The 20,384-nt window shown below is 62.0% G+C and carries 20 protein-coding genes; 9 read left to right on the top strand and 11 right to left on the bottom strand.

Annotated features, from left to right (window positions below):
- Nucleotides 1-138: 138 nt before the first annotated feature.
- On the top strand, nt 139-1,299 hold the full coding sequence (locus tag BM216_RS04785; RefSeq protein ID WP_092995803.1) for an ROK family transcriptional regulator: 1,161 nt from the start codon (nt 139-141) through the stop codon (nt 1,297-1,299).
- Nucleotide 1,300: 1 nt separating this feature from the next.
- Here the strand turns inward: BM216_RS04785 and BM216_RS04780 are convergent, their stop codons facing one another.
- Nucleotides 1,301-2,224: a LysR family transcriptional regulator gene (locus BM216_RS04780; RefSeq protein WP_092995800.1), complete on the bottom strand. Its 924-nt coding sequence runs from the start codon at nt 2,222-2,224 to the stop codon at nt 1,301-1,303.
- Between the two features lie 189 nt (nt 2,225-2,413).
- Here BM216_RS04780 and BM216_RS04775 point away from each other — a divergent pair, with 189 nt between their 5' ends.
- The 7 genes from BM216_RS04775 (at nt 2,414) to mmsB (ending at nt 9,700) form a co-directional block, all read left to right on the top strand.
- Nucleotides 2,414-3,616: an ABC transporter substrate-binding protein gene (locus tag BM216_RS04775; RefSeq protein ID WP_092995797.1), complete on the top strand. Its 1,203-nt coding sequence runs from the start codon at nt 2,414-2,416 to the stop codon at nt 3,614-3,616.
- A complete protein-coding gene (locus tag BM216_RS04770; protein WP_092995794.1) occupies nt 3,616-4,398 on the top strand; it encodes an ABC transporter ATP-binding protein in 783 nt (260 codons plus the stop codon). Before BM216_RS04775 ends, BM216_RS04770 begins: the two co-directional genes overlap by 1 nt.
- Nucleotides 4,398-5,102, top strand: coding sequence for an ABC transporter ATP-binding protein (locus tag BM216_RS04765; RefSeq protein WP_092995791.1), 705 nt, complete (start codon nt 4,398-4,400; stop codon nt 5,100-5,102). The genes BM216_RS04770 and BM216_RS04765 overlap by 1 nt, the downstream gene beginning before the upstream one ends.
- Before the next feature lie 199 nt (nt 5,103-5,301).
- On the top strand, nt 5,302-6,189 hold the full coding sequence (locus BM216_RS04755) for a branched-chain amino acid ABC transporter permease (protein ID WP_092995788.1): 888 nt from the start codon (nt 5,302-5,304) through the stop codon (nt 6,187-6,189).
- Between the two features lie 14 nt (nt 6,190-6,203).
- The gene (locus tag BM216_RS04750; protein WP_092995785.1) at nt 6,204-7,202 is read left to right on the top strand and encodes a branched-chain amino acid ABC transporter permease; all 999 of its coding nucleotides are present in this window, start codon (nt 6,204-6,206) and stop codon (nt 7,200-7,202) included.
- Between the two features lie 12 nt (nt 7,203-7,214).
- A complete protein-coding gene (locus BM216_RS04745) occupies nt 7,215-8,810 on the top strand; it encodes a GMC family oxidoreductase (protein ID WP_092995782.1) in 1,596 nt (531 codons plus the stop codon).
- Nucleotides 8,811-8,821: 11 nt separating this feature from the next.
- Complete coding sequence (gene mmsB / locus BM216_RS04740) at nt 8,822-9,700, top strand: 3-hydroxyisobutyrate dehydrogenase (RefSeq protein ID WP_092995779.1); 879 nt, start codon at nt 8,822-8,824, stop codon at nt 9,698-9,700.
- A 33-nt stretch (nt 9,701-9,733) separates the two neighbouring features.
- On the opposite strand, the gene BM216_RS04735 is transcribed toward mmsB, so the two are convergent.
- From BM216_RS04735 to BM216_RS04710, 6 genes are all read right to left on the bottom strand, one after another.
- Nucleotides 9,734-10,675: an arginase family protein gene (locus tag BM216_RS04735; protein WP_092995776.1), complete on the bottom strand. Its 942-nt coding sequence runs from the start codon at nt 10,673-10,675 to the stop codon at nt 9,734-9,736.
- 25 nt (nt 10,676-10,700) lie between these two features.
- Nucleotides 10,701-11,471: an amino acid ABC transporter ATP-binding protein gene (locus BM216_RS04730; protein WP_092995773.1), complete on the bottom strand. Its 771-nt coding sequence runs from the start codon at nt 11,469-11,471 to the stop codon at nt 10,701-10,703.
- Nucleotides 11,468-12,184: an amino acid ABC transporter permease gene (locus BM216_RS04725; protein ID WP_092995770.1), complete on the bottom strand. Its 717-nt coding sequence runs from the start codon at nt 12,182-12,184 to the stop codon at nt 11,468-11,470. Before BM216_RS04725 ends, BM216_RS04730 begins: the two co-directional genes overlap by 4 nt.
- Nucleotides 12,185-12,206: 22 nt before the next feature.
- A complete protein-coding gene (locus tag BM216_RS04720) occupies nt 12,207-12,869 on the bottom strand; it encodes an amino acid ABC transporter permease (RefSeq protein ID WP_092995767.1) in 663 nt (220 codons plus the stop codon).
- A 72-nt stretch (nt 12,870-12,941) separates the two neighbouring features.
- Nucleotides 12,942-13,805: a transporter substrate-binding domain-containing protein gene (locus BM216_RS04715; protein ID WP_244530080.1), complete on the bottom strand. Its 864-nt coding sequence runs from the start codon at nt 13,803-13,805 to the stop codon at nt 12,942-12,944.
- Nucleotides 13,806-13,829: 24 nt separating this feature from the next.
- Complete coding sequence (locus BM216_RS04710) at nt 13,830-14,786, bottom strand: agmatinase (RefSeq protein WP_244530079.1); 957 nt, start codon at nt 14,784-14,786, stop codon at nt 13,830-13,832.
- Between the two features lie 273 nt (nt 14,787-15,059).
- On the opposite strand from BM216_RS04710, the gene BM216_RS04705 reads away from it, so the two are divergent.
- Nucleotides 15,060-16,016 carry a LysR family transcriptional regulator gene (locus BM216_RS04705; RefSeq protein ID WP_092995764.1) on the top strand — a complete coding sequence of 319 codons (957 nt, stop codon included), beginning with the start codon at nt 15,060-15,062 and terminating at the stop codon, nt 16,014-16,016.
- Here BM216_RS04705 and BM216_RS04700 read toward each other — a convergent pair.
- Genes BM216_RS04700 through BM216_RS04685 form a run of 4 tightly spaced genes read right to left on the bottom strand, consistent with a single transcriptional unit; the run spans nt 16,013 to nt 20,312 of the window.
- On the bottom strand, nt 16,013-16,930 hold the full coding sequence (locus BM216_RS04700) for an SMP-30/gluconolactonase/LRE family protein (protein ID WP_092995762.1): 918 nt from the start codon (nt 16,928-16,930) through the stop codon (nt 16,013-16,015). The two genes, BM216_RS04705 and BM216_RS04700, sit on opposite strands and share 4 nt — an antisense overlap.
- Before the next feature lie 39 nt (nt 16,931-16,969).
- Nucleotides 16,970-17,917, bottom strand: coding sequence for an ABC transporter permease (locus BM216_RS04695; protein WP_092995759.1), 948 nt, complete (start codon nt 17,915-17,917; stop codon nt 16,970-16,972).
- Nucleotides 17,914-18,855, bottom strand: coding sequence for an ABC transporter permease (locus tag BM216_RS04690; RefSeq protein WP_092995756.1), 942 nt, complete (start codon nt 18,853-18,855; stop codon nt 17,914-17,916). The genes BM216_RS04695 and BM216_RS04690 overlap by 4 nt, the downstream gene beginning before the upstream one ends.
- Nucleotides 18,852-20,312 (bottom strand): ATP-binding cassette domain-containing protein, encoded by a 1,461-nt coding sequence (locus tag BM216_RS04685; RefSeq protein WP_092995753.1) that lies wholly within the window; start codon nt 20,310-20,312, stop codon nt 18,852-18,854. The genes BM216_RS04690 and BM216_RS04685 overlap by 4 nt, the downstream gene beginning before the upstream one ends.
- Between the last annotated feature and the right edge of the window lie 72 nt (nt 20,313-20,384).

Genomic DNA, 20,384 nt, shown 5'->3' with positions numbered 1-20,384 from the left:
GCTTATTATTACACTTTATGTGTAACAATTCAATGACGCTGCAAACCCCTTGATGCACATGCGTTTCGCGGATAATCAGCATGTGAGCGGGGCATTCAGTCGATGCCAGATACACTCTGAAAGTAAGGTTCTGAGGCCGTGTCCGATTTCTATGTTCCCGAGGCTTTGATCCCGGAACGCTTCCTGAGGCCCGGCGAGACCGGCGTCGTCTCCTCAAACGAACGAAAGCTGCTGCAGCTGATCTGGCGCAATCCCGGCATTTCCCGTTCGGAGATCACCGGTCACACGGAGCTCACCCAACAATCGGTGCATCGCATCCTCGACACGCTGGCGGAACGCGGCATCATTTCGCTTGGGAATGCCAAGCCTGGGCTTGGCCGCGGCCAGCCGAGCCCGATGCTGCGGCTGAACGGCAGCCATGCCTATGCCTGCGGGATTTCCGTCAATACCGACATTATCGGCATCTGCCTCATGGACCTCGGCGGAAAGATCCTGGGCGAAAGCACGGTGGCATTGCGCGAACAGAGCATGGCCCAGTCGCTGCAGATGGTGAAGCAGCAGTTGCTGGACCTGCAAAGGCAGAACAAGCTTGCCGATGAGGATTTCTTCGGCGTCGGATTCGCCTTCGCCGGCTTCCATATGGGAGACACCCGCTATAACGGGCCGCTGCCTCTGCATGAATGGTCACTGATCAGGCTCGGCCCGATCGTGGCCGAACTTTTCAGCCGGCCCGCCTGGGTGATCAATGGCGGGAAAGCGGGAGCAGTCGCCGAATCCATGTTCGGCGTCGGGCGCTTCATCCGCAACTTTGCCTATCTGAGCTTCAATTACGGCTTCGGCGGCGGCGTTATCATCGACGGTGAGCTTTTGCAGAGCGGCAATGGCAACGCCGGCGAGTTTTCGGGAATTTTCGATACCGAGGAATCCAAGCGCCGGCCGGCGCTGCAATATCTGATCGCGAGGCTCAACGAGAACGGCATCAACGTTCCGTCGATCCATTACATGCGCCAGCATTTCAATCCTGACTGGCCGGGTGTCGCCGAATGGGTGGAGGAGGTTACTCCTGCCTATAACCGCCTGGTCAACGCCATAAGGGCGGTGACCGACCCGCAGGCAATCGTCTTCGGTGGCCAGGTTCCGCAGGATCTCGCCGAGATGCTCATCGAGCAAACGCGCATCTACGACAGGCCGCGATATGGCATCGTGCGTGCCCACCCGAAGATGATCATCTCGGAAATTTCCAGCGATGCTGCCGCCATGGGAGCGGCCGTCAGGCCATTCCAGGCCAGCTTCTTCTAGATCAGCCGCCGAGGAAGGCGCTCCTGTTTTCCTGGACGACGGTGGTCAGGTAGTCCGCCACGGCGCGAACCCGCGGCACCCGGCTCATGTCCCGGTGCCGGACCAGGTAATAGTGCCGAGTAAGCTGCACGTCATCAGGCAGCACGATCTGCAGCTCCGGCTGACGGCAGGCGATGAAATGCGGAAGGATGCATAAGCCCTGGCGCTGCAGCGTCGCCGTCATCTGTGCCGAGATGCTGGAACTCTGGAAGCGTGGCTTGATGCCGGGATGCACGTCGCCGAGATAGTCCAGCCCCGGCGCGAAGATCATGTCCTGGATATAGCCGATGAAGGGATGCAGAAGCAGGTCCTCCCGCCTTCTGATCTCCGGCCGCTCGGCGAGATAGGATTTTGCGCCGTAGATGCTGAGGCGATAATCGGTGATCTTCTCGATCTCGTAGGGTCCCCCCTTCGGCGGGTCCAGTGAAATCGCGATGTCCGCCTCCTTGCGGGAGAGCGACATGATCTGCTGGATCGTTACCAGTTCGAGTGCGAGATTGGGGTGCTGGGCGGTGAAATCCCCGATCTGATGGGCGAGAAAATAGTTTGCGATGCCTTCCGGGGCGCTCAGCCGCACGACACCCTGATGGGCAGCGCTGCCGGATGCGATATCCATCTGCAGCCGGTCGGCTTCCGCCTCCATGCGTTCCGCCGCATCGATGAACCGCTGGCCGACGCCGGTCAGCACGTAACCGCGCGGGTTGCGCTCGAACAACTTGACCTTGAGGGTGAATTCCAGGCGATCGATGCGGCGGGAGACCGTTGCATGACTGGTGCGCAGATGCCGGGCGGCCACCGAAAGCTGGCCTGTTCGTGCCACTGCCAGGAAATACTGGAGATCATCCCAGGTAAAGCCGGGATGGCCGAAACTGGAATTGCCGGTCATTCGCTCACCCGTCAGATCCTCCACCGATCTGTTCAGAAATGAACAGATGCTGTCCGCAATTAATAATGCGACACTGCTTGCGTCAACGGCCGTTTTACTGAACCATGCCGCATGGAAGGGCTGCTTTGAGGAGGGCGACCCGCCGATTTTGAACAGATTCGCAGCCTGCAATCTCTGGGAGGAGAACTTATGCGAAAGACGTTTCTGACGTCGCTGGCCCTGGTGCTGGCGAGTGGCACTGCATTTGCTCAAAGCGCATCCGACGGCAAGGTGAAAATCGGCGTCCTGAACGACCAGTCGGGCGTCTATGCCGATTTTGGCGGGAAGTCGTCGGTCGAGGCCGCCAAGATGGCGGTCGAGGACTACGGTGGCAAGGTGCTCGGAGTGCCGGTCGAAATCGTCGATGCCGACCACCAGAACAAACCGGACGTCGCCTCCAACATCGCCCGCCAATGGTATGACACGCAGCAGGTCGATGCGATCATGGACCTGACCACCTCGTCGGTCGGTCTCGCCGTGCAGGCTCTTTCCAAGGACAAGAAGAAGATAACCATCAATACCGGCGCTGCGACCGTCGACCTGACCGGCAAAGCCTGCACGCCCTATGGCTTCCACTGGGCCTACGACACCCATGCGCTGGCCGTCGGCACTGGCGGCGCCATGGTCAAGCAGGGCGGCGACAGCTGGTACTTCCTGACTGCGGACTATGCCTTCGGCTATTCGCTGGAACAGCAGACCGGCGACTATGTGAAGGCGAATGGAGGGCAGGTGCTGGGCTCGGTCCGCCATCCGCTATCGACGCAGGACTTCTCGTCCTTCCTGTTGCAAGCCCAGTCTTCCGGCGCCAAGGTGATCGGCCTTGCCAATGCAGGCCTCGACACCGCGAACGCGATCAAGCAGGCAGCCGAATTCGGCATCGTGCAGGGCGGCCAGAGCCTTGCCGCGCTGCTGTTCACGCTCGCCGAAGTGCATGGTCTTGGCCTGGAGGCGGCCCAGGGCCTGACGCTGACCGAAGGCTATTACTGGAACCTCGACGACCAGAGCCGCGAGTTCGGCAAGAAGTTCTTCGCCCGCACCAACAAGATGCCGAACATGGTTCATGCGGGTACCTATTCCGCGGTCACTCATTATCTCAAGGCGGTCGAGAAGGCCGGTTCGGATGATGCCGACGCGGTGGCGAAGGCAATGCGCGAAATCCCCGTCGACGATTTCTTCGGGCGAGGTGGCACGGTGGCGGCAAACGGCCGCATGATCCACGACATGTATCTCCTGCAGGTCAAGAAGCCGGACGAAAGCAAAGAGCCGTGGGACTATTACAACGTACTTGCCACGATCCCCGGCAAGGACGCCTATCTCGACCCGGCCAAGGCCGGATGCGAGCTGGTGAAATAATGGCAGTCGCCTCATCAGCACTGCACGAGGAGCCGCGGGTGGTCTTATCCGCCCGCGGTCTCTCCAAGAGTTTCGGTGCCTTTTCGGCGGTGAGAAATGTCGATCTCGATATCCACCATGCCCGCGTCCATGCCCTGATCGGCCCGAACGGCGCAGGCAAGACGACGGTCTTCAACCTGCTGACCAAATTCCTGCAGCCGACGGCGGGTTCGATCACCCTGCTCGGCTCTGATATCACCAAGACCCCGCCGGACAAGGTTGCCCGCATGGGACTGGTGCGATCTTTCCAGATCTCGGCGGTCTTTCCGCATCTTTCGGTTCTCGACAACGTGCGTGTCGCGCTGCAGCGGCCGAATGGGCTTTCGACGCAGTTCTGGCTGCCCGCATCCTCGCTTGATCGGCTGAACCAGCAAGCCGACGCACTGATCGAGACGGTAGGCCTCAAACGCGAGCGCGACGCCGTGGCCGCCGACCTCTCCTATGGGCGCAAGCGGGTGCTGGAGATCGCAACGACGCTGGCACTCGACCCGAAGGTCCTCCTGCTCGACGAGCCGATGGCAGGCATGGGGCAGGAGGATATCGGCGCTGTCTCCAACATCATCCGCGAGGTCGCCAAGACCCGCGCCGTGTTGATGGTCGAGCACAATCTTTCGGTCGTATCCGACATCTGCCACCAGGTGACGGTGCTCCAGCGCGGCGAGATCCTGGCGGAAGGCGACTACGAGACCGTGGCAAAAGACGAGCGTGTTCGCCTCGCCTATATGGGCACGGAGGACGCGTGATGGCTCAGCCGCTTCTGCAGGTCTTCAATCTCAATGCCTGGTATGGCGAGAGCCATGTCCTTCACGGCGTCAACATGACGGTCAGGGAAGGCGAAACGATCACCATTCTCGGCCGCAACGGCGTCGGCAAGACCACCACGCTGCGCACGATCATGGGCATCATCCGCGAACGCAAGGGTGAGATCCGCTTTGCGGATAAGGACATGCTATCGGTACCGCTGCACAGGACGGCTCATGCGGGCCTCGGCTTCGTGCCGGAAGAGCGCGGCATCTTCTCGACGCTGACGGTCGAGGAAAACCTGATGCTGCCGCCCGTGGTTTCAAAGGGTGGCATGGCGATCGGGGAGATCTACGAGCTTTTTCCGAATCTCTACGAACGCCGCTCCAGCCCGGGCACGAAACTTTCCGGCGGCGAACAGCAGATGCTGGCGATCGCCCGCATCCTGCGCACCGGCGTGAAGCTGCTCATTCTCGACGAGCCGACCGAGGGCCTGGCGCCCGTCATCGTCCAGCGCATCGGCGAGGTTTTGAAGACACTCAAGGAGCGCGGCATGACCGTGCTGATGGTGGAGCAGAATTTCCGCTTCGCCAGCCGCGTGGCCGATCGCTTCTACCTGATGGATCACGGCAAGATGGTTGCCGATTTCCCGGTCGACGAACTGCCGCAGCGCATGGAAACGCTGCACAAGGTATTGGGAGTGTGAGGATGAGGCGTATGATGACGAGCGTCAAAATCTCCTCCCTCATTCCTGTGCCCCTAGGGCTTCGCCCACGGTATGTCACAGGAATCCAGCAGCGTCGCGTCTGCGGAGCAAAGGAGTCCTTTCGGCCCGAAGACTCGGGCCGGCTGGATCCCTGTGACAAGCACAGGGATGAGGGCCGCGAGCAGAGGAGTGTGAAGCCATGACGATGATCTTCGGCATTCCGCTGCAGGCCTTCATGGGGCAGCTTCTGATCGGCCTGATCAACGGCTCCTTCTACGCGCTCTTGAGCCTCGGTCTCGCGGTCATCTTCGGCCTGCTGCGCGTCATCAACTTTGCCCATGGCGCGCAATATATGCTCGGCGCCTTCGTCGCGATGCTGATGCTGCAGTATTTCGGCATCAATTACTGGTTCGCGCTGCTGCTGGCGCCCATCGTCGTCGGCCTCTTCGGCGCGGTGATCGAGCGGCTGCTCCTGTCGCGGCTCTACAAGCTCGACCATCTCTACGGCCTGCTCTTCACCTTTGGCCTGGCGCTGACGATCGAGGGCACGTTCCGGTATCTCTACGGCTCGTCCGGCCAGCCCTATGCGCCGCCGCCGCAACTGACGGGCGCCACCAATCTGGGTTTCATGTTCCTGCCGAATTACCGCGGCTGGGTGGTCGTCGCGTCGCTGTTCGTCTGTATCGGCACATGGCTGCTGATCGAAAAGACCAAGCTCGGCGCCTATCTGCGGGCAGCAACCGAAAACCCGACGCTGGTGCAGGCCTTCGGCGTCAATGTGCCAATGCTTTTGACGCTTACCTACGCGCTCGGCGCCGGGCTTGCCGCCTTTGCCGGCGTGCTGGCGGCACCCGTCTATCAGGTGTCGCCGCTGATGGGCTCCAACATCATCATCGTCGTCTTCGCCGTCGTCGTGGTCGGCGGCATGGGCTCGATCATGGGCGCGATCATCACCGGCTACATTCTGGGCATTGCGGAGGGGCTGACCAAGGTCTTCTATCCGGAAGCATCCAGCATCGTGATCTTCGTGATCATGGCAATCGTGCTTCTCATCCGGCCGGCCGGCCTTTTCGGCCGGGATGCGTAAGGAAGGATGCCTGAATGAGTGACGTGATGCACACCACCTCCACCGCGCGAACCGGACGTTCCGCTACAGCGTCGAGAACATACGCGGCCTTCCTCGGCATCGGCCTCGTCCTGCTTATCGTCGCCCCTTTGTTTTTCTACCCGATCTTCCTGATGAAGCTGCTCTGCTTCGCGCTCTTCGCCTGCGCTTTCAACCTGCTGCTCGGCTATACCGGTCTGCTCTCGTTCGGCCACGCAACCTTCTTCGGCGGAGCGGCCTACTTCACTGCCCATGCCGTCAAGGAATGGGCAGTGACGCCGGAGATCGGCATTCTCGTCGGCGTCTTAGGCGCTGCGGCGCTCGGTCTTATCATGGGCTTCTTCGCCATCCGCCGGCAGGGCATCTATTTCGCGATGATCACGCTGGCGCTGGCGCAAATGTTCTTCTTCTTCTGCCTTCAGGCGGAATTCACCCATGGCGAGGACGGCATCCAATCCGTGCCGCGCGGACATCTCTTCGGCCTCGTCGATCTCAACGATACGACCAGCATGTATTATTTCGTGCTCGGCGTGTTCCTGATCGGCATGATCGTCATCTGGCGCTTCATCAACTCGCCATTCGGCATGATCCTGAAATCGATCCGCGAGAACGAGCAGCGCGCCATCTCGCTCGGCTATTCCGTAGCCCGCTACAAGCTCGGTGCCTTCGTCATGTCGGCGGCGCTCGCAGGCCTTGCCGGCGGCACGAAGGCGCTGGTCTTCCAGTTCGCGACCCTCACGGATGTCGGCTGGCAGATGTCCGGCGAAGTCATCCTGATGACGCTCCTCGGCGGCATCGGGACGCTGATCGGGCCGATCTTCGGCGCGGGCCTCGTCGTCACGCTGCAGAACTATCTGGCGACGTCGCAATTCCCGGTCACGATCATCACCGGTGTCGTCTTCATGGTCTGCGTACTCGTCTTCCGGCGCGGCATCATCGGCGAGTTCTATGCGTCCAGGCTCGGACGCAGGCTCGGCTTCGAGCACAGGCGCTGATCGGCGATCATCATGGACACCTACGACTACATCATCATCGGTGCCGGCAGCGCCGGCTGCGTGCTTGCCAACCGGCTCTCTGCCGATGGGCGTAACCGGGTTCTGCTGCTGGAAGCCGGCGGCAACGACAATTATCACTGGGTGCATATTCCGGTTGGCTATCTCTATTGCATCAACAATCCGCGCACGGACTGGTGCTTCACGACAGAGAAGGAAGAGGGGCTGAACGGCCGTTCGCTTTCCTATCCGCGCGGAAAGCTGCTCGGCGGGTGCTCGTCGATCAACGGCATGATCTATATGCGCGGCCAGGCCCGTGACTACGATCTCTGGCGGCAGATGGGCTGCGCCGGCTGGGCCTGGGACGACGTGCTGCCCTTCTTCCGGAAGAGCCAGGATTTCTACAAGGGTGGCGACGCGATGCACGGCGCGGGCGGTGAATGGCGGGTGGAAAAGGCGCGCGTGCGCTGGGCCGTGCTCGACGCCTTCCAGAAGGCCGCGGAAGAGGCAGGCATTTCGCCGATCGAGGATTTCAACCGTGGTGACAACGAGGGTTCCAGCTACTTCGACGTCAACCAGCGCTCCGGCATCCGCTGGAACACCTCAAAGGCTTTCCTGCGCCCGGCGATGAAGCGGGCGAACCTTAATGTGCTCACCAAGGCCCATGTCAGACGGCTGATCGTCGAGAATGGCGACGTGAAAGGCGTCGAGTTCCAGCATGACGGGGTAACGAAAACCGTCCATGCTAGGCGCGAGACGGTACTGTCGGCCGGCGCGATCGGCACGCCGCATGTGCTCGAGCTATCGGGCATCGGCCGCGGCGAGGTGCTCTCGGGCGCGGGCATCGAAGTGGTCAAGGAGGTCAAGGGCGTGGGCGAAAACCTGCAGGATCACCTGCAGCTTCGCCTCGTCTATAAGGTGACCGGCGTTCCGACGCTGAATGAGAAAGCCTCGCGTCTTCTCGGCAAGGCGGCGATCGGGCTGGAATATGCGCTGAAGCGCTCCGGTCCGATGTCCATGGCGCCGAGCCAGCTCGGCATATTCACGAGATCCGGGCCGGACAAGGATACCGCCGATCTCGAATATCACGTCCAGCCGGTTTCGCTCGACCGATTCGGCGAACCGGTCCATGCCTTCCCGGCGATGACCGCGAGCGTCTGCAACCTGCGGCCGGAAAGCCGAGGTTCGGTGCATCTGAAAGGCCCGGATTTTGCCGCCGCCCCGGCAATCCGGCCGAACTACCTGTCAACGGCTGCAGACCGGGATGTGGCGGTACGGTCAATCCGGCTGACCCGGGAGATCGTGAAAAAGCCAGCCTTTGCCCGTTATCATCCCGAGGAATACAAGCCGGGGCCGAGCTACGAGAGCGATGCCGATCTGGAGCGGGCCGCCGGCGAAATCGGCACGACGATCTTCCACCCCGTCGGCACCGCCCGCATGGGCACTGACGCCGACAGCGTGGTCGATCCGCGGCTGAAACTCAGAGCGCTCGGGCGGCTGCGCATCGCCGACGCCTCGATCATGCCGACCATTACCTCCGGCAACACCAATTCGCCGACGATCATGATTGCCGAGAAGGCAGCTGAAATGATCCTCGCCGACAACAGATGAGGAGAAACGACATGGCCAGTATCGCTTTCATCGGTCTTGGAAACATGGGCGGGCCGATGGCTGCCAATCTGGTGAAGGCCGGACACACCGTCTCCGGCTTCGACCTTTCCGAGACCTCCGTGAAGGCGGCCGCCAGGGCCGGCGTAAGGCCGGCGACGACGCTTGCCGACGCGCTGCGGGATGCGGAATGCGTCATCACCATGCTGCCCAAGGGACAGCATGTCATCTCCGTCTGGTCCGCGCTCATCGCGCTCATTTCGGAGAATACGCTGCTGATCGACTGCTCGACCATCGATGTCGAAAGCGCCAGGCGGGCTCACGAGCTGGCGGCTGAGGTAAACTGCCTCTCGCTCGATGCTCCGGTCTCCGGCGGCACATCTGGTGCGGCAGCGGGAACGCTGACCTTCATGGTGGGAGGATCGGACAACGCCTTTAACGCGGGGCAGCCAATCCTTGAGGCCATGGGCCAGAAGATCGTCCATTGCGGTGGCGACGGCGCGGGACAGTCGGCCAAGATCTGCAACAACATGATCCTTGGCATTTCGATGATCGGCGTCTGTGAGGCCTTCGTGCTGGCGGAGAAACTCGGTCTGTCCCACCAGGCGCTGTTCGACGTGGCCTCGACCTCTTCCGGCCAGTGCTGGTCGCTGACCACCTATTGCCCGGTGCCTGGCCCGGTGCCGACCTCGCCTGCCAACAAAGAGTACAAACCGGGTTTCGCCGCGGCGCTGATGCTGAAGGATCTCATTCTATCGCAGGAGGCCGCCAGGCTGTCAGGCGCGGCAACACCACTCGGGGCGCATGCCGCCGAGCTTTATGCGGCGTTCGAGAATGCCGGCCACGGCGGGGAAGACTTTTCCGCAATCATCCGTACATTGCGCGACCAATAGAAAGAAAGGTCGCGCAAGCCGAACGAGCAGGCTTCAGTTCGCCTCGATATAGCCGATCAGCATGGCGACGGTCAGCGCCGCTAGATAGGACGTGGCGCCGGTCTTGACGTCGAGCGGCGGGTTGACCTCGACCAGATCGCAGCCGACGACGTTGAAATTGCCGGCGATGACTTCGAGGATCGAGCGCATCTCGGTGAAGGACGGGCCGTCAGGCTCGGCGGAGACGCAGCCGGGAACGAGCGGCGCATCATAGGCATCGATATCGATGCTGAGATAGACCCGTGCGCCCTCCGGAATATGGGATACGGCGGAGATCGGGCCACGCTCACGCAATTCGGGCATCGTGACAATGCGGCTGCCATCCGCCTTGGCCTTGTAGAAATCCGCCGGGTTGGTGCGATAGCTGCGAATGCCGATCTGGGTCAGGCTCTTTACGTTGGGCTGTTCGTTGATCTGGCGAAAGCCCTGGCCGTTGCCGTAGCGGAACTCATCGTCATACTTGCCGTAGTCGATATGAGAATCGAGCTGGATAACGTGGATATCCTCCTCGAATGCGCGGACGGACGGAAAACTGACGGCATGGTCGCCGCCGAGCATGACCGGGATGGCACCCTTGCCACGCAGTTTCTTCACGGTTTCAGTCAGGCCGGCGAACGTGCGCGCAGGGCTGCTCGGGACAATGTCGATATCGCCGATATCGACCAGTTTTCCCTGGCGGATGACATCGGTCAGATAGGACGTCTCGGTTGCCGGATCGAAGATGCCGTCGGGGCTGAAGCGCAGTGAGTGCTCGCGGATCGCCCGCGGCCCGAAGCGCGAGCCGGGGAGAAACGGAGAGCCTTCATCGTAAGGAACGCCGAAGACGGCGTATTTCGCATCCAGCGCCTCGATATCCGCGCAGTAATTGCTGCGCAGGAAGGTGGGAATGCCGACATAGCCACGATTGAGACGGCCGTCTTCGCCCAGCATGTTCATTTCGCTCTCCTGAAATCTCTCGCGATCAATGGGCCATCATGCCGAGCAGGCTCTGCAGCTGCTCGGTCTTCGGCGCGCTCATCACGTCCTTGGGTGGGCCGGCTTCGACGATCTTGCCCTTGTCCATGAAGATGAGGTGATTGCCGAAATTGCGGATGAAGCCCATTTCGTGGGTGACGCAGATCATCGTCATGCCATCGGCCACGAGATCCTGCAGGACGGCGAGCACCTCGCGCACCAGTTCCGGGTCGAGCGCAGATGTCGGCTCGTCGAGCAGCATCAGTTCCGGCTTCATCACCAGCGCGCGGGCGATCGACACGCGCTGCTGCTGGCCGCCGGAAAGTTCGCTCGGATAGGAGCCGGTCTTTGTCCCGAGGCCGAGCTTGGTCAGCATGTCGGCGGCGCTCTGACGGGCCTCCGCCCAGGACTTCTTCTGGACGCGCACCAGCGGCAGCGCGACATTGTCGAGCGCGGTCTTGTTGGCCCAGAGGTTGAACTGCTGGAAAACGAAACCGATACGAGCGCGGAACTGGGTCAGCTCGCGCTCCGACTGGTAGCGCCAGCGCCCCTGTTCCTGCGGCACGCGGCCGATGAACTCGCCGCGCAGGTTGACCGAGCCGTCGTCGATCTTTTCCAGCCCGTTGATGCAGCGGAGCAACGAGCTCTTGCCGCAACCGCTGCGGCCGATAATGCCGACCACGTCGCCGGATCGGACTTCCAGGCTGACGCCGTTCAGGACACGGGTCGGGCCGTAGGACTTGACCAGATTGTCGATCGTCAGGATCGGGGCCTTCATGCGCGCCTCCCGGCATCGAGCGTCAGATATTTGCGGGCGATCGGGCTGCGGTAGACGGCAGCCAATTCGGAAGAGCCGAGGTGCTTTTCTGCCCGCTTGAAGAGGTGCGACAGGAAGGCGGTGTAGATCCAGTACAAGCCGGCGACCGCGAAAAAGACTTCGAATGGCGCAAAGGTCATGCCTTGGACGATAAGGCCCTGATAGGTCAATTCGGCAACCGTGATGGTGCTGAGGATGGAGGATTCCTTCACGGTCATGGTCGTCGTGCCGGCCATGGGCGGCAGAGCGAATTTCCACATCTGCGGGATGATGACGTCCCTCAGCGTCTGCGAGAAGGTGAAGCCCATGGCGCGGGCCGCCTCGACCTGGCCGCGCGGCACGGCGGCCATGGCGCCGCGAATGATCTCGCCGTAATAGGCTGACGCGAACATCGACAGCGCGATCGTGCCGGCCACCTGGCCCGGCAGGCGAATGCCGGCAAAGGGCAGGCCATAGAAGAAGATGAAGAGCAGGATGACGAAGGGAATGTTGCGCAGCACTTCGACATAGACGCTTGCGGCGATGCGCAGAACACGGAAGCGGCTGGTGCGGATCAGCGCGATGCAGAAGGCGATGCAGAAGCCGAGGACGATGGCCGCGAGCGACACCTGGATGGTCATCCAGATGCCCTTGGCAAAGAGCGGCCAGTTGTTGGTGACGACGGTGTAATCCATATCTTTTCCCTCAGCCCCTTCCTCAGACGCCGCGGCGCAGCGCGAAGCGGCGCTCCAGCCAGAGCCCGAACTGGCTGATGACCAGGCTCATGGCAAGGAAGACCAGGCCGGCGGCCACGAATGTCTCGAACGGGCGGAAGCTGCTGGAGCCGATCTGCTGGGCGGTGCGGAACACTTCCACGACGGTAATGACGGCGAGCAGGGCAGTTCCCTTCACGACGATAGTGCATTCATTGATGATCGCGGGAAGCGAGCGCATGTAGAGCTGCGGCAGGATGACCTTCAACCAGATCGCCCGCGACTTGAGGCCGAGAGAGGCGGAAGCCTCGATCTGGCCGGGCGGGATGCTGGCAAGTGCGCCGCGGAAGATTTCCGTCATGAAGGCCGCGTTGTTGGCGGTGATCGCCAGAACACCGGCAGTGACAGGGCCGAGCTTGATGCCGATCGCCGGCAGTGCATAGAAGGCGAGGAAGATCTGGACCAGCAGCGGAGTGCCGCGGATGAAGCTGATATAAAGTTCGATCGCCATGTTGACGGGCCTGATCTTCAAGGCCCGGATGACGGTCAGAAGCGTGCCGACAGTGATCGACAGGCAGATTGCGATCGCTGCCACACGGATCGTTACGCCTGCTGCCGAAAGCAACGCCGGTATGGTTGAAAACATGAACTCAAAGCTGAATTCCATGGTGTTGCTCCGCAGTCGGCAAGTTCACGCGAAGGGCGGACCTAAGAGCCCGCCCTCGCCTTGCATTTTTTCTTAGAGGGCGCCTTCGGGGAGATAGTCGCTGTCCGGCGTATCCATCTTGAAGCCGAACCACTTCTCCTGCAGCTTGCCCATCTCGCCGCTCTTGTTGATCTCGGTGAAGAACTTCGAGACGAAATCGCGGAAATCGCCGTCTTCCGGACGGGCAACCCAGGCAAGGAAGCTCTTCTGGTCGGTCAGTGGGCCCATGAGCTTGAACACGCCCTGGCGCTCCTTGACGAGAACGGCGAGAGCCGGGCCGGACTGGACGACGGCATCGACAGAGCCGTTGGCGAGCGCGACATAGGTTTCCGGGTAAGAGGTGAAGAGCTTCAGCTCAGCCAGGCCCGGCTTGCCTTCCGCCTTCATCTTCTCGTCAAAGCCGCGGGCGACCGGCTCGCTGGCCGATGCCATCTGCGTGCCGATGATCTTGCCGTTCAGGTCTTCCGGCGTCTTCAGCGTTTCGGCATCGCCGGCACGGATCATGACGGTCTGGGCGGAGACGGCGATCGGACGGGTATAGGCATAGCGCTTGGCGCGATCGGCATTGATGCCGACCGAGGTTGCGACGAAGTCGAACTGGCCGGCGCTGAGGCCCGGCAGGATGCCCTGGAACGGCAGGTCAAGCTGTTCGAGGGTGACTTCCTTGCCGACTTCCTTCGACAGGGCCGCCATCAGGAGGTCGAGAAGATCCTTGCCGTAACCGACGATCTTGCCGTCCTTCGTGAACTCGAAGGGAGGGTAGGACGCCTCGGTCGCGACCGTCAGCTTGCCGGTCTCCTTGACCTTGTCCATGACCGGGCCGGCGAGTGCGGCGACCGGAAGAGCGAAGAGAGCAGCCGCGACACCGGCTGCCTTGATGAAATTCGGGAATGCCATCGTGTTCTCCTGTGGTGGTTTTGTCTATCGTTTTTTATCGAAGTAGCCGGCCCGCACGGCGGCGCCGATCATGTTGAAGTAGAAGCGACCGGCGGCGATCAGGGTACGGCGGTTATGGTCGCGGTCCGGGGCGATCTCGACGACATCCATGCCGACGACGCTGCCCTTTTTGACCAAGCCCCGGATCAGTGTGAGCATCTGCGGATATAGCAGGCCGCCGAAGGCCGGGCCGAGAACCGCCGGCATCAGCGACGGGTCCATGCCGTCGGCATCGATGGTGAGGTAATAGTTGCCGCCATCGGGAATGCGGTCGAGGATCGCCTGCATGCCGACATTGTGGACTTCTTCCGCCGTGATGAGGTTGGCGCCATAGGCGACAGCCGCCTCGTATTCCTCGGTGCGGCCACTGCCGGAAGCACGCAGGCCGATCTGGAAGATGTCGCCGAAATGGTCCATTTCAGACGCGCGGCGGATCGGGCTCGACAGGCCTTCGTCGACGCCGTTGATTTCCATGCGCCAGTCGAGATGGGCATCGACCTGGATCAGCGTGATCGGCTTGCCGAGTTCCTCAAGCGCCTTGAAGATCGGGATCGGCGTGGAATGGTCGCCGCCCATGACGATCGGCATGGCGCCGGCCTTGAGGATCTTGCGGACGGCGAGTTCCGCGTTCTTCTGGTGCACGGTCGGGTCGGCCGGGTGGCCGGCGACGTTGCCGCAATCGACCATCTTGATCGGCTTGTTGTCGAGCAACGTGCCGCCGATATCGAAGTCATAATGATCGAGGCCGCGAACGATACGGTCGGTCGCCTTGCGCATGGCATCCGGGAATTTCGACTGTTCGCTGGAAACCGCGAACTGGTCGTAGGCCGCACCATAAGGAATGCCGAGGAACGCGATGTCGGCATCAAGCTGATCGAGATCGTAGCACGGCGTGGAATAGAGCAGCGTGTCGTGGGTGGGTGCGGGTTTAACGGTAGGCAAGGCATTCTCCTTCTCGAAAGTCGCTCCAGCATGAGGAGAATGACCGAAGTTGCAACAAGCCCATTTCAGGCTTTGCTACTGGAGCAAATACAACACTTCCCTTGCCGCGAGTCCACAAATGCTGGAAAACAAAGGGCTTTCGGAGGATGCGGCGGATCATCGCGCCTTGGAGCGATACATCCGGATGGCCGAAATAACCGGTTATCTTGAAATAAATTCATTCTAACTGCATAGTGCCACTGCATCTGCCTATTTTTTAGGACGCTTATTCCAATGCAACCAACACGCGACTTCGACCTTGCGGATCTCGATGCCTTCATCGCCGTCTGCGAGACCGGCAGCATGACGGAAGCGGCGCGCCGACTGGGCCTGACGGAATCCGCCGTATCCCACCTCATCCGGCGCATGGAAAAGCGGATGGGCGTGATGCTGTTCGATCGGTCCTTCCGGCCGCTGAAGCCGACGGTGCTCGGGACGCAGCTTTTCAGCCGCGGGCAGCAATTGCTGCAGGACGCCACGGGTATAAACCAGGAACTAAGGACAAAGGGCCGGGTGAAGCATGCCCATCTGGGCATCGGCCTGATCGAAACGCTCGGCACATGGTTCGCAACCGGCCTCGTCGAGCATCTGGCCGCAAATTCCCGCTCCTGGACCGTGGTCAGCGGCAGTAATGCGGGCCTGTGGGAGCGCTTCTATGCGCGTGAACTCTCCGCCCTGATCGTGCTTGACGACGACGAGCGGCGCGAGGGGGCGACGAAACTGAACCTTTTGACGGAATCGGTGGTGCTGATCACGCCGCCGCTTCTGAGCCATCTTTCGTTGGCCGAGCTTGCGGCAGGTGTGCCCATGGTCGGGGCCCACAAGGATTCAGGCTTCGGCCGCCTGACGTCCGCCTATCTGTCACGCCTCAAGATCGACGTGACGCCTGCCGCAACCTTCGACATTCTCGATTCGGTTCTGATGATGGTGGCGCACGGGTTCGGTTGGGCCCTCGTGCCCTCGCTGCTGCTTCTGCGCGAGACGCCTGAGCGGCACCAGGTGAATATCCGGCCGCTGGATAAATCGGCCATCTCCCGCAGGATCACGCTTGCCACCCGGCAGTACGAGCTGGGTGCTCTGACAGATCTGATCCAGCAGAGCGCCCGGCAGGTCTTCGAGAGCCAGTTGATCAGAACCCGGCAGCAGCACCCGGAACTCTACGGACGACTGAGCTTCAGCTTCGAGAGCTAACCGAGCGCGGCCCCGATCGTTGCCGTATAGACGGCATAGACTGAACGGGTGGCGGTTATGAACAGCCGGTTGCGGCGCGGGCCGCCGAAGGTGACGTTCGCGACCGTCTGGGGAATGAGGATCTTGCCGATCAGCTTGCCGTCCGGCGCGAAGCAATGGACGCCGTCGCCGGCGCTCGACCAGACATTGCCGAAGACATCGACGCGGAAACCGTCCGGCAGGCCCTTGTCGATGGTGCAGAATTCGCGGCTGTTGGAAAGCGTGCGGCCATCCACGACATCGAAGGCACGGATATGGCGCGGCGCCTTCGGATCATGGCTCGAAGACGAGTCCGCCACATAGAGAATTTTCTCGTCCGGCGAGAAGGCAAGGCCATTGGGCTGGCCGAAATCGGTCACGACGGCCTCGATCTCGCCCGTGTCGGGATCTAGGCGGTAGACATTGCGGGTCTTCTGCTCGGGATCGGCGCGAAACCCTTCGTAGTTGGACATGATGCCGTAGGTCGGGTCGGTGAACCAGACGCTGCCGTCGGAACGCACCACCACGTCATTGGGGGAATTCAGCCGCTTGCCTTCGAAACTGTCGGCAAGCACGGTGATCGAGCCGTCGATTTCGGTGCGCGTCACCCGCCGCGTGCCGTGCTCGCAGGTGACGAGCCGGCCTTGCCGGTCGCGGGTATTGCCGTTGGAGAAATTGGACGGGCTGCGGAAGGTGGAGACGCCGCCGCCTTCGACCCAGCGCAGCATCCGCTCGTTGGGATTGTCGCTCCAGATCAGGCAGCCGAGATCGGCGAACCAGACCGGCCCTTCCGCCCAGCGGCATTCGGAATAAAGCTCGTCGAGCGGCGAGGTCGGGACGATCAGATACCGGAAACGATCGTCGTGGATTTCATAGACGGAGGGTGTATCAGGCATGGCATTGCGTCCGGTTGAGGTTGTTTCGACGATCGGCGGTCAGCGGAGGGATTGCCGGCCGCCGGCGAGCAGAATGACCGCGATGATGATGAGGCCGGTCAGGATGAGGCGGAAACCGGCACCGAAGCCGTAGGTGTTGAGCATCGACACCACGAGGAACATGAAGAGGGAAGCGCCCCATATGCCCGGTATGTTGGAATTGCCGCCCGCTACCGCCGTGCCGCCGATGACGACGACGGCGATCGACATCAGCAGGTATTCCGATCCCATGTTGAGGGCCGCGCCGCCGGAGAAGCTGGCGAGAAGATAGCCGCAGACGGAGGCGAGCACGGCGCAGAGCATGTAGGTTACGAGCCGCGTGCCATCGACCGGAATTCCGGTCATGCGGGCCGCAAACGTGCTCTGGCCGATTGCCGAGATCCAGCGGCCGTAGATCGACTTTTCGAGCAGCACCCAGGCGAGCACCGAAAGCACCAGCGCTACGAGTGCGATGTTGGGTATGCCGAAGAGGCCGGACGTGGCAAAATTCGCCAGCACCTCCGGCGGCTTGATGCGCAGGCCGCGATTGCTCCAGATCGCCACCGACTGGACGATGAAGCTCATCGACAGGGTGGCGATGATCGGCGGGATGCGCAGGAGCTTGATCAGAATATAGTTGCCAAGCCCGATCACGAGGCCGATGCCGATCGAGGCGATGAGCCCGACTGCGATCATGCCGTCCTGCACATCCATCAACTTCAGCGCCAGCGTGCCGGAGAGCGTCATCGTCGCCGGCACGGAGAGATCGATATTGCCGGGTCCGAGCGTGATGACGAACATCTGGCCGATGCCGACGATGACGGAGAAAGCGGCGAAGGTAAGTGCAGCCTGCGAGAGGCCAAAGGAGCTGGCGCCGCCGGTGAAGAGCACGGTGACGACCCAGACGACAATGGTTGCGGCAAAGGACCAGATCCATGGTTTTGCCATCAGAAACCGATGCAGGGTCATTGGCTCTTCTCCCGCTTTTCCAGCCGGTTGAGGGCTAGGCGCAGGGCGAGGACGACGATCAGGATGGCGCCCTGGGCGCCGATCTGCCAGTCCGGCGAAATGCGCATGAAGGACAGGAAGGAACCGGCAAGTGTCAGCGTCAGCGCGCCGATCACCGCACCGATTGGCGAAACCTTGCCGCCAACGAACTGGCCGCCGCCGAGAATGACGCCGGCGATCGACAGAAGCGTGTAACGAAGCGCGATATTGGCATCGGCGGAGGTAGTGAGCCCGACCAGCGCGATGCCGGCGAGCACCGCAAAGACACCAGCCAGCGCGTAACTGCCTGCGCGGATGCCGATCACCGACCAGCCGGCGCGTTCTACCGAACGGTCATTGCCGCCGACGCCGCGCATCAGGACGCCGAAGGACGAGCGCATGACGATGTAGTGGGTGACGGCCGCGATCAGCACGCTGGCGACGATCGCCATCGGCACGAGCGGCGGCTTGGCCGTCATCAGCCAGCGCGCCCATGTGGGCGCCGTGCCGCCCGGCGACGGCAACAGCAGAACCGCCAACCCGCCCCAGACGAAGCTCATGCCGAGCGTCACGACGATCGACGGCAGTTCGCGCAGGTGAATGACGACGCCGATGACGGCATAGGCGGCTATCGCGCCGAGGAAGATCAGGATGCCGAGCGCCGGCTGGGCCTGCAGGAAAGTGGCGGTGACACAGGCGCAGAAGCTGACAAAGGTGCCCATAGACAGGTCGAGATCGTTGACCGACATGATCAGCATCTGCGCGATCGTGGCGAGCGCGATCGGCACCGCAAGATTGAACAGCAGGTTCAGCCCCGTATAGCTCATGGCGCGCGGCTGCATGTAGAAGACGGCGGCGAGCAGCAGGACAAGCGAGGCTGCCGGAATGATCAGGCGGACCGTGCCGGAGGAAAGCTTCATGCCGCCTCTCCTTCGCTGAAGGAAGCTGCAAGCACGTTCTTTTCGCTGATATCGTCTCCGGTGAGTTCGGCGACGATGGCGCCTTCGCGAAAAACATAGACCCGGTCGCAGAGGCGGATCTCGTCCATCTCTGTCGAATACCAGACGAAGGTCCGGCCATTGGCCGCTTCCGAGCGGAGGATCTCGTAGACTTCCTGCTTGGTGCCGATATCGACGCCCCGCATCGGGTCGTCCATCAGCACCGTGCCGGCGGTGGTTGCGAGCGCGCGGGCGAAAAGCACCTTCTGCTGGTTGCCGCCGGAGAGCGACAGGATGCGGTTTTCCATGTCAGGCGTGCGAATCTCGATCCGCTTCTTCCAGCTTGCGCCGAGCGTTTCCTCTCGTGCCCGATCGACCATGCGGTTCGTCGACAGCTGACTGAGCGAGGCGATGGACAGGTTTTTGAGGATGCTCCACAGCGGGAAGGTGCCGTTGAGGCTGCGGTCACCGGCGACGAAGGCGATCTCGCGCCTTCTCGTTGGCCACCAGTTGCTGTTGCGATCGAGATAGAGGTCGAGCAGCGCCTCGGTCTGGCCATGGCCGCCGAGGCCGGCAAGCCCGATCATCTCGCCGCGCCAGGCCTCGAAGGCGAGACCGTTGCCGCGCCGGGGCGGCATGGACAGGACCGGCTGGCCGCTTCTTGCAGCAGTCGCGCGCGAAAATTCCTGCTCACGCACGACATTGCCCATGGCCTCGACGAGGCTGCGAGTGGTGAACTCCCTGGCGCCGCGATCGGCGACCACGCGGCCGTCCTTCATCACCACGATGCGGTCCGAGGTGGAGAGAATTTCGCCGAGGATATGGGAGATCAGCAGGACCGAGCCGCCCTGCGCCACGAAACTGAGGATATAGGCCATGAGCTGCGCAGCCTGTCCCGCATCGAGCGAGGAAGTCGGTTCGTCGAGAATGACGAGTTTCGGCGGGGCTTCGATGCCGGCAAAGCTGATGGCGATCTCGACCATCTGCCGTTCGGCGATCGACAGGTCGTCGACAGAACTGTCGCAATCGATCGCATGACCGGGGAAGATCTGGGCGAGCTGCGCCTCCACCAGTTCGAGCGCGCGGCCGCGCCAGTTCCAGCCCTTCAGCTCCGCATGCATGATGCGGGCATTCTCGCCGACCGTCAGGTTGGGGCAGAGCGACAGTTCCTGGAAGACGCAGCGGACGCCGCTGGCGCGGGCGGCCGAAATGCCGTGGCCCTCGCTGTCGCAATAGGTGAGCGAGCCCTCGTGCGGGCTCAAGCCTCCATTGATGACATTGACGATGGTGGACTTGCCGGCGCCGTTATGGCCGACCAGCCCGACGCATTCGCCGGCATGGATGACGAGGTCGGCGCCGTCGAGCGCCTTGACGGCACCGAAGGTCACCCGGATGCCGCGCGCGGCCACCACCTCTTGTCGCTTCAAGGTTTCGGTCATGCAATCGCTGTCGAGTTGAATGGTGAGCTGAAAAACATGCCGGAACGCAGGGGTTGGGGACCTGCGTTCCGG

Source organism: Rhizobium sp. NFR07 (assembly GCF_900111905.1).
In the GTDB taxonomy this organism is placed as follows: domain Bacteria; phylum Pseudomonadota; class Alphaproteobacteria; order Rhizobiales; family Rhizobiaceae; genus Neorhizobium.
The sequence above is the reverse complement of the archived record's forward strand: the minus strand, read 5'-3'. Positions and strand labels throughout refer to the sequence as shown.

What these genes read in the sequence shown, in the direction of transcription:
- BM216_RS04725 (WP_092995770.1), bottom strand. Translation starts at nt 12,184, where the DNA reads ATGGATTACACCGTCGTCACCAACAACTGGCCGCTCTTTGCCAAGGGC.
- BM216_RS04685 (WP_092995753.1), bottom strand. Translation starts at nt 20,312, where the DNA reads ATGACCGAAACCTTGAAGCGACAAGAGGTGGTGGCCGCGCGCGGCATC.
- BM216_RS04775 (WP_092995797.1), top strand. Translation starts at nt 2,414, where the DNA reads ATGCGAAAGACGTTTCTGACGTCGCTGGCCCTGGTGCTGGCGAGTGGC.
- BM216_RS04765 (WP_092995791.1), top strand. Translation starts at nt 4,398, where the DNA reads ATGGCTCAGCCGCTTCTGCAGGTCTTCAATCTCAATGCCTGGTATGGC.
- BM216_RS04695 (WP_092995759.1), bottom strand. Translation starts at nt 17,917, where the DNA reads ATGACCCTGCATCGGTTTCTGATGGCAAAACCATGGATCTGGTCCTTT.
- BM216_RS04755 (WP_092995788.1), top strand. Translation starts at nt 5,302, where the DNA reads ATGACGATGATCTTCGGCATTCCGCTGCAGGCCTTCATGGGGCAGCTT.
- BM216_RS04750 (WP_092995785.1), top strand. Translation starts at nt 6,204, where the DNA reads ATGAGTGACGTGATGCACACCACCTCCACCGCGCGAACCGGACGTTCC.
- BM216_RS04770 (WP_092995794.1), top strand. Translation starts at nt 3,616, where the DNA reads ATGGCAGTCGCCTCATCAGCACTGCACGAGGAGCCGCGGGTGGTCTTA.
- BM216_RS04690 (WP_092995756.1), bottom strand. Translation starts at nt 18,855, where the DNA reads ATGAAGCTTTCCTCCGGCACGGTCCGCCTGATCATTCCGGCAGCCTCG.
- mmsB (WP_092995779.1), top strand. Translation starts at nt 8,822, where the DNA reads ATGGCCAGTATCGCTTTCATCGGTCTTGGAAACATGGGCGGGCCGATG.
- BM216_RS04735 (WP_092995776.1), bottom strand. Translation starts at nt 10,675, where the DNA reads ATGAACATGCTGGGCGAAGACGGCCGTCTCAATCGTGGCTATGTCGGC.
- BM216_RS04720 (WP_092995767.1), bottom strand. Translation starts at nt 12,869, where the DNA reads ATGGAATTCAGCTTTGAGTTCATGTTTTCAACCATACCGGCGTTGCTT.
- BM216_RS04705 (WP_092995764.1), top strand. Translation starts at nt 15,060, where the DNA reads ATGCAACCAACACGCGACTTCGACCTTGCGGATCTCGATGCCTTCATC.
- BM216_RS04700 (WP_092995762.1), bottom strand. Translation starts at nt 16,930, where the DNA reads ATGCCTGATACACCCTCCGTCTATGAAATCCACGACGATCGTTTCCGG.
- BM216_RS04715 (WP_244530080.1), bottom strand. Translation starts at nt 13,805, where the DNA reads ATGGCATTCCCGAATTTCATCAAGGCAGCCGGTGTCGCGGCTGCTCTC.
- BM216_RS04780 (WP_092995800.1), bottom strand. Translation starts at nt 2,224, where the DNA reads ATGACCGGCAATTCCAGTTTCGGCCATCCCGGCTTTACCTGGGATGAT.
- BM216_RS04745 (WP_092995782.1), top strand. Translation starts at nt 7,215, where the DNA reads ATGGACACCTACGACTACATCATCATCGGTGCCGGCAGCGCCGGCTGC.
- BM216_RS04730 (WP_092995773.1), bottom strand. Translation starts at nt 11,471, where the DNA reads ATGAAGGCCCCGATCCTGACGATCGACAATCTGGTCAAGTCCTACGGC.